This is a genomic window from Paenibacillus sp. sgz302148 (genome assembly GCF_056120465.1).
The window spans coordinates 153,665-161,002 of the sequence record NZ_JBVYOJ010000018.1 but is presented as its reverse complement, the minus strand read 5'-3'; the positions used below and the strand labels follow the sequence as shown (position 1 = coordinate 161,002).

Below are 7,338 nucleotides of genomic sequence, written 5' to 3'. Positions count from 1 at the left end.
TTCCTCCTCTGAATGGGTCTCGACAACTACATTCTAAACGAGGATTCTGCCTATGGCTCCCCCTTTTTTAGAGAACCTAGCATTTTACACAATTATATAGACTCAACTGCGTGAGGTGGCAGAAGGACGAGATTGATGCACATTTGCAGCTATTTTTTGTTTTTGTGCGGTTTCGCAGGAAAATAACTGTACAATCGCAGGAATTCCATGAGAGTCGGAGTCAGCACTCCTAGAAATTCTGGGAATCGGAGTCAGCACTCCTAGAATTCCATGAAAGTCGGAGTGAGCACTCCTAGGAATTCCATAAGTGTCGGTGTCAGCCTGCAGTGATATCGCCTCAGATTCGATATTCGCTTTAAATGTTGAAAAATCCGAGCCGGACGGCTCGGATTTTTTTCTGTAAAGACACTTAGCGCTCCGGGTTCACCCCCGGCAATACCGTATTCATACCATCCGCGAACTTCCGGCAATGAACCGCTACCGCTGCTTGCACCGTTCCGCGGCACTTTTACCCGCCGTATACCCGGTCATATCATCCGCGAACTTCCGGCGATGAACGCTATTGCTGCTTGCACCGCTCCGCGGCGCTTTTACCCGCCGTATACCCGGTCGTAAACGCCGCCGTAATGTTATAGCCGCCGGTGTAACCGTGGATGTCCAGCACTTCGCCGCAGAAAAACAGTCCCGGCATCAGCTTTGATTGCAGTGTCTTCGGATCGATCTCCTTCAGATGGACCCCGCCGCCCGTAACGAACGCTTCTTCGATCGACAGCGTGCCGTTCGCATCCAGCGGAAACGCCTTGAGCAGTTTGGACATCTCGATCCATTGCTGCTTCGGAATGTTGTCGTAGGTTGTATCCTCGCGCAGTTCGGCTTTGCCGAGAATGACGGGAACGAACCGCTCCGGCAAGTACCCTTTAAGTACGTTTTTGATCGCTTTCTTCGGTTCGTCTTTGGCTAGCCGCAACGTTTCGCTGTAGACCGTATCGGCCGATTTGTCCGGGAAGAAATCGATCGTCAGCCGTACCTTACTCACCTGGAACTGCTTCCTAACTTTTACGACGAACTGGCTGCAGCGCAGCGCCGCAGGTCCGGATATGCCGAAATGGGTGAAAATCATGTCGCCTTCGTGCTCGATGATTTTTTTGCCTTTCGGATTCCATACCGACAGCGTAATATCGCGCAAAGACAAGCCTTGCAGCTCGCGGCTGCGGATCAACGGTTCGTTCGAGGTGATCGGCACCTCGGTCGGATACAGCTCCGTGATCGTATGGCCGGCAGCCTCCGCCCAAGCGTAGCCGTCGCCGGTCGAGCCGGTATGCGGCACCGACTTGCCGCCGCTCGCGATAATGACGCAGCGGGCGCGGTACGTTTCGCCGCTTTTCAGCTTGACGCCGGCGACGCGCCGGTGGCGTAAATTCGCCGAGTCAGGCTCCGCTGCCGGGTCGCTGCCGCTCAAGTCCCCTCCGCCGGCCGCATTTTCAAGCGGCGTTTCATTGCCGCCGGCGACATCCTCGTACAACACCCGCGCAACCGGACTGTTGACGCGAATGTCCACGCCCTGTTGCCGTACCCGGCCGACCAGCGCGTCAACGACGGTTTTGGCTTTGTCGGACACGGGAAACATCCGTCCCCGATCCTCTTCTTTCAGCCGGATGCCCATTCCTTCGAAAAACGCGATAATGTCCCGGTTACCGAACGTTGCCAGCGCGCTGTGCAAAAACCGTCCGTTCCCCGGGATGTTGCGGATCAATTCGTCCTGTTCTTTCGCATTCGTTACGTTGCAGCGTCCGCCGCCGGAAATGCCCAGCTTGCGGCCAAGCTTGTCTCCTTTGTCGACAAGCAGCGTCTTCGCTCCGTTCGCGCTTGCCGCGATGCAGGCCATCAGGCCGGAAGGCCCTCCACCGATTACAATGACGTCATAACTCATAAGGTTCAGCAAACTCCGTTTCGCTCAATATATAACGTATCATACCGCATAACGTGACGTTTGCCAAAAATCGCAGCCGAAACTGCCGAAGCGAGGCATGTATCATGTGGCACATCCGCATATTTCGTTCGCATGCGGTCGACCACGGCCATGCAACGCCAAATCGCGAGTTGGAGGCTGTATAGCTCCCGCTACCTGTCTCTTGCCATCGTTTGGAAAAAAACGCGACGCCCTCAGCTTTCCACCGGCAAGGTATCCTTCATATATTCTTCGAGCGTGAGATTTTGCTCTACAATATCCTGTGCGATGTCTGTACCGACGAAACGAATATGCCATGGCTCGTATTTGTAGCCGGTAATGGCTTCCTTGCCCTCCGGATACCGGATGATAAACCCGTATTCATGAGCGTGCTTGTCCAGCCAATCCGCTTCGTCGGTTCCGGCAAAACAGTCCGTCGCTGCGCATTTGCCCGTGCGGCCCGAGACGTCGATCGACAGTCCGGTCTGGTGCTCGCTATGCCCGGGCTCGGCGCTGTAACGGCGGGCGGCTTCCAAGCCGTCTTTGTTCACATAACGCTGAAACAGCGTTTTTTGCGTTTGTTCGGAACGGTAGGCCGATACGCCGGCCAATTGAACGCCGTCCTTCGCGGCTCCGTCGAACAATTGCTCCAGCGCACGCGCGGCGGGTTCGCGCATCAATCGTTTTTCTGCCTTTTCTTTGAAAATATAAGGCACATCGGGCTCGACCAAATCGCTTGGCTTGTACCCTTTGGGCAGCTTGTACCATTTATTGACGAGCACATCGGTTTGATCCGGCTGGGCGACGACGTGTATCGCGGGTTTGCCAGTCGATGAATCCGATGTATTCCCGTTCGAACCCGGCTTTGCTTCCGGTTTCGATTCCGCAGAGTTCTTGCCGCCATCGCTTCTTCCCGGCTTCGTTTCGTCCGCATTCGCCGAATCGCTTGCATCTGCCGGGGGCAGAGGCTTATCCATGCTTCCGGCAGCGGGAGAACGCGGTAGATCGGCTTGCTGCGCCGTCGATACGGAGGCACGTCCGGCATTGTATCCTAACCCAAAAATAACGATTGCGGATAATATCCACAAGATGAATCGAATAAGTCGTTTTGATTTTTTCATGATGTAATCTCCAGTTGTTATCGATAATAATTAGACTGCTTTTGAGCCGATAAGGTTACTGGAAAATGTCATGAAATATATGGGAATCCGTAATCGGCGGGCTGCAAATGTTCTGGGCCCTTCGCGGGAGATGGGGATACGTGCCGTTTTGCCCATTTTTGTTTACTCCGCCTTGCTTGCTGCTCTGCATTGCCCGCGTATGTACTGCAAAATAGAGGGGAATGGCGAAAAATGTCGAAATATAAAATATACCACACCAATATGTATGCCAAACGAATTAAACTGCTACTGGAATAATATGTGTAAATAGGTACGCGGGACTATTTTGCGGGGGAATTTCAGAATTTGTACAGTTTCTTGTTATATCATGATCGATGCCCAGATAATGCGCCTGAAGGCCATTTCGTTTCATAGTTATTGGTTGTAAATTGGTTGTAAGGGGGTTGACTATCATGAACGATCAGGTTGCCAAGAAACGTCCTCTTCTTTGCGTAGTGAACGGGGGACATGACGAGTTCATTGCCGCCGGATCGACGGAGCTCAATTATCGCGTCGATGCGCTTGAATCGAATCGGATATCGGAGATCCATGAACGGTTCGACTCCATGAATCCGGATTGTGCCGTTATTTTTCCCGAGTCTCTCGGGGCGCAAATCAAACAAAATCCAGCTGAGTGGACAGAATTTAGAGAGTACTGCGAAATGAGGCATATCCCGCTTGTCGCCATCATCGGCCATGAGGAACGGGAACTGAAGCATGCGATTTTGGCCGATGCGTTTCTGGCTCATCCGGTGGATCAGACGGAATTTCTGTTGCAGGTGAAAAAATTGATCGAGCGAAGGCAGCGAATTCTCGATCAAATCGTCATCGATCCATTAACCGGCGCGAACAATTATCGGTATTTGCAGCGCGAGGTTCAAATCCAGCTTAACGATATGAAACGGTCGCACGAGACGTTTTCGCTCGTTTACGTCGAATTGGACCCAATAGCTTCAGAGAACCAAATGACCAAAAGCGCATTGACGCAAGCGCTGGTCGATTTTATCCAGAAGAGCATTCGTCCAACCGATTGCCTGGCGCATCATGTCGAGGACGGTTTTGTTCTCGTTCTGCCGAAAACCGTCAAAGATGACGCCATGAAGCTGATGAGCCGGCTTACGAAGCTGTTCGCCGATGTGCCTATCGATACGCCGAACGGGGCAATCAGCGCAACGTTTTCCTCCAAGGTGCGGGAATTCGTGGATGCCGGCCTGTCGGCGGAAGAATGCCTTGCCCTAATGCCGTTCGCAAGCGAAACGGATCGGGGGGATCGGCGAGGACTCGTGCTGGACGGAGCGCAGCATGAAAAGAAAGCGTCGGTCCGTAAGCTGAAGCTGGCGATCATCGACGACGACCGGTTGATTCGCGAGATGCTGAAGCATCAACTGTCCGATATCGGGGAAAACCTGTACGACGTCGAAATCAAGACGTTTGCCGACGGCGAGGAATTTTTCGAAGATCCGTGGCACAGGCAAAATGAACGGTATCTTGTTATCGTCGACCGTATTATGCCCAAGATGGACGGTCTGGAAGTTTTGCGCCGAATCCGCACCGGCTACGACCGAAGAAGATATTTATGCTTCGTGGTCAGCAGTAAAGGGGCGGAAACCGACATTGCGCTGGCCATCCAGAGAGGCGCCAACGATTACATGGTGAAGCCGTTTAGCTTGAAGGAGCTTCGCGCCCGAATCAAGCGGCTCATAGGCGGTTTGCGATGACATACCTTCTTGTGCTGCTGCTGGCCGTCATTTCGTTAGGGCTGCTGCTTGCGATTTACATCTATCTGGTTTGGCGAAAAGCGTTGAATCAGTGGCGCGGAACCCAAGAGGCCCGCTGGCTCAAGGTTCATTCTCACGATATCGAAACATATTTGTTTACCGGGCAAGGAGGCCAATCCTTCGTACCCGTCAAGGAATATCAGTATAACGCTCTGGAGGACACATTCAGCGGTTTTCTAGGCAATTTTAAGTTCGATAAAGGGTTTGACCCGATCGGGACGTTCGTTGAGCAATATTTTGTCCGGCGGTATCAGAAGCGGCTTCGTCATGGGCGCTGGAGCGAACGGATGAATACGCTGTATTTTATCGATCTGTTCAAAATCGAAGCGATGCAGGACGAGCTCGTCCGGCATTTGTCAACCAAACGATGCACCCCGGAAGAACGGTACGAAATTTTTCTTTTGCTGGCGGATTTCGAGTATAAGAATTTAATGGAGCTGCTCAAAGGATCAAAAGACATTCCCGCGTTTTTGTTAAACGAGCTGATGAGCCGTCTCGTTCACCAGGATAACGTCGATGAATTTGCGGGTTCCTTCTTTCAGTTTTCCGGTTCGTGGCAAGGAGCGATTCTGGAAGTCGTCCGGGATAAAAATTTGCGTTCCGACAAGCTGCAGTTTCTGCTTGAACATTTAATCACATCGGAGCATCACGAACTTCGGGTCAAATCGCTAAAGACGATTGCGGCGCTAGGGTACGTCTCGAACACGGATCTGATCGTCCAGCTGATGGAGGAAAACATTGGGAGCGGTTTTTGGGACACTCCTCAAGCCGCCGGGGAAAAGCTGATGACTGCGCGGTTAATGGGAAGTATCCGGCATGAATCGTTTATTCCTTTCCTGAACCGGCTCATCGGTGACGGTGTTTACGGCGTTCGGTCGGAGGCGGCCAAGGCAATACGCCAATATAAACAAGGCAAGGAATTGCTTCAGTCGATGGGTTCCTCGCATGCAGACCCGTACGCCCGCTCGATATGCCAGGAATGGGCAGAGAGGAGTCTTGATTATGAGTGAAATTTTAGATATTCTCCGGTATCCGTTCCTGATCCTCAACCAGGTGATTTTCGTTTATTTTATCGCGATTTGTTTGTTTTATTTATTTTTGTTTCTGCTGTCGTACGGTCGGCTGAGAAAAGAATGGGGCCTGCACAATGTGGAGCCTTACAAAAAAATGAAGGATTCCTCGTTCACGCCGCCGTTGTCCATCCTTGTGCCTGCCTACAATGAGGAAGCGGGCGTGATCGGCACCGTACTGTCGCTCGTTACCGGCAGCGGGAGGCTGGATTACCCCCAATTCGAGGTTATTGTTGTGAACGACGGCTCCAAGGATCAAACGCTGCAAAAAGTGATCGAGCGGTTCAAGATGGTGCCGGTCAAAAACAAAGTGCACCAAAAGCGCAACGGCATCGAGACGAAGCCGATTAAAAACGTATACCATTCGGAAATTTATCCGAACCTCATCCTCGTGGACAAAGAAAACGGGGGCAAGGCGGACGCCTTAAACGCAGGCATCAACTTGTCCAGATACCCTTATTTTGCCTCGATTGACGGGGATACGGTTCTGGATCCGGATTCGTTTCTGAAAATCATGAAGCCGATCGTCGAAAACGCCGACGACGAAATATTGGCTACCGGCGGCAATGTCCTTATTGCGAACGGAAACACGGTCGTGCAAGGTCAAGTGAAAGAAACGAAGCTTTCCCGGAACCCCCTTGTCGTGATGCAAAGCATCGAATATATGCGGGCGTTTTTGACGGGGCGGATCGGTCTCAGCCGGGAAAATTTGCTGCTCGTCATTTCCGGCGCCTTCGGCGTATTCAAGACGTCGCGGGTCATTCAAGCGGGCGGATATAAAGCGGATACGGTCGGCGAAGACATGGAGCTGGTCGTGCGAATGCACCGGATGAATCTGGAGCAAAAATGGGGAGCCAAAATCGAATATGTCGCCGATCCGGTTTGTTACACCGAAGCGCCCGAATCGCTCAAATATTTGCGCAGGCAGCGCAGCAGGTGGCATCGCGGCTTGTTCGAAAGCTTGTGGACGCATCGCAAAATGATATTCAACCGCAAGTACGGAACCATCGGGCTCGTCGCCATGCCGTTTTATTTTTTTGTAGAATTTTTAGGACCGCTGGTTGAGTTTTTCGGATATACGACGCTGCTGATCGATCTGATCCTGGGCAGAGTGTATTTTCAATATGCGCTGATGCTGTTCGCCTTAATGGTGATGTACGGGTCGTTCCTGTCCATGGGCGCCGTGCTGCTCGAGGAATGGCGGCTCGGTAAATACCAGAAAATTTCGGACCTGAACCGGCTGCTGTTTTATGCGTTGTCGGAAGCTTTCTGGTATCGGCCCATGCTTACTTTATGGCGCGTGGGTGCAACCGTATCCGTGCTGTTCGGTCGGAAGCAAGGCTGGGGCGAAATGAAGCGCAAAGGGGTTTCAGCTTAGAAGG

General features: G+C 52.2%; 5 protein-coding genes. 3 read left to right on the top strand and 2 right to left on the bottom strand.

Features of this window, described 5'->3' with window-relative positions; translation table 11 throughout:
* Positions 1-559: 559 nt before the first annotated feature.
* Together AC0LWM_RS24495 and AC0LWM_RS24490 are read right to left on the bottom strand one after the other, a co-directional pair.
* Positions 560-1,930, bottom strand: a complete 1,371-nt coding sequence (locus tag AC0LWM_RS24495; protein WP_474677630.1) for a BaiN/RdsA family NAD(P)/FAD-dependent oxidoreductase — start codon at positions 1,928-1,930, stop codon at positions 560-562.
* A 233-nt stretch (positions 1,931-2,163) separates the two neighbouring features.
* Positions 2,164-3,069 (bottom strand): M15 family metallopeptidase, encoded by a 906-nt coding sequence (locus AC0LWM_RS24490; protein ID WP_474677629.1) that lies wholly within the window; start codon positions 3,067-3,069, stop codon positions 2,164-2,166.
* 452 nt (positions 3,070-3,521) lie between these two features.
* Between AC0LWM_RS24490 and AC0LWM_RS24485 the strand changes: the two genes are divergently transcribed.
* The 3 genes from AC0LWM_RS24485 to AC0LWM_RS24475 are packed head-to-tail and all read left to right on the top strand — an operon-like array spanning position 3,522 to position 7,334.
* The gene (locus AC0LWM_RS24485; protein ID WP_474677628.1) at positions 3,522-4,826 is read left to right on the top strand and encodes a GGDEF domain-containing response regulator; all 1,305 of its coding nucleotides are present in this window, start codon (positions 3,522-3,524) and stop codon (positions 4,824-4,826) included.
* Positions 4,823-5,896, top strand: coding sequence for a HEAT repeat domain-containing protein (locus AC0LWM_RS24480; RefSeq protein WP_474677627.1), 1,074 nt, complete (start codon positions 4,823-4,825; stop codon positions 5,894-5,896). Before AC0LWM_RS24485 ends, AC0LWM_RS24480 begins: the two co-directional genes overlap by 4 nt.
* Positions 5,889-7,334, top strand: coding sequence for a glycosyltransferase family 2 protein (locus AC0LWM_RS24475; protein ID WP_474677626.1), 1,446 nt, complete (start codon positions 5,889-5,891; stop codon positions 7,332-7,334). Before AC0LWM_RS24480 ends, AC0LWM_RS24475 begins: the two co-directional genes overlap by 8 nt.
* Positions 7,335-7,338 lie beyond the last annotated feature (4 nt).

Excerpts from the sequence above, each read along its gene's own strand:
- AC0LWM_RS24495 (WP_474677630.1), bottom strand. The coding sequence starts at position 1,930 with ATGAGTTATGACGTCATTGTAATCGGTGGAGGGCCTTCCGGCCTGATG.
- AC0LWM_RS24490 (WP_474677629.1), bottom strand. The coding sequence starts at position 3,069 with ATGAAAAAATCAAAACGACTTATTCGATTCATCTTGTGGATATTATCC.
- AC0LWM_RS24485 (WP_474677628.1), top strand. The coding sequence starts at position 3,522 with ATGAACGATCAGGTTGCCAAGAAACGTCCTCTTCTTTGCGTAGTGAAC.
- AC0LWM_RS24480 (WP_474677627.1), top strand. The coding sequence starts at position 4,823 with ATGACATACCTTCTTGTGCTGCTGCTGGCCGTCATTTCGTTAGGGCTG.
- AC0LWM_RS24475 (WP_474677626.1), top strand. The coding sequence starts at position 5,889 with ATGAGTGAAATTTTAGATATTCTCCGGTATCCGTTCCTGATCCTCAAC.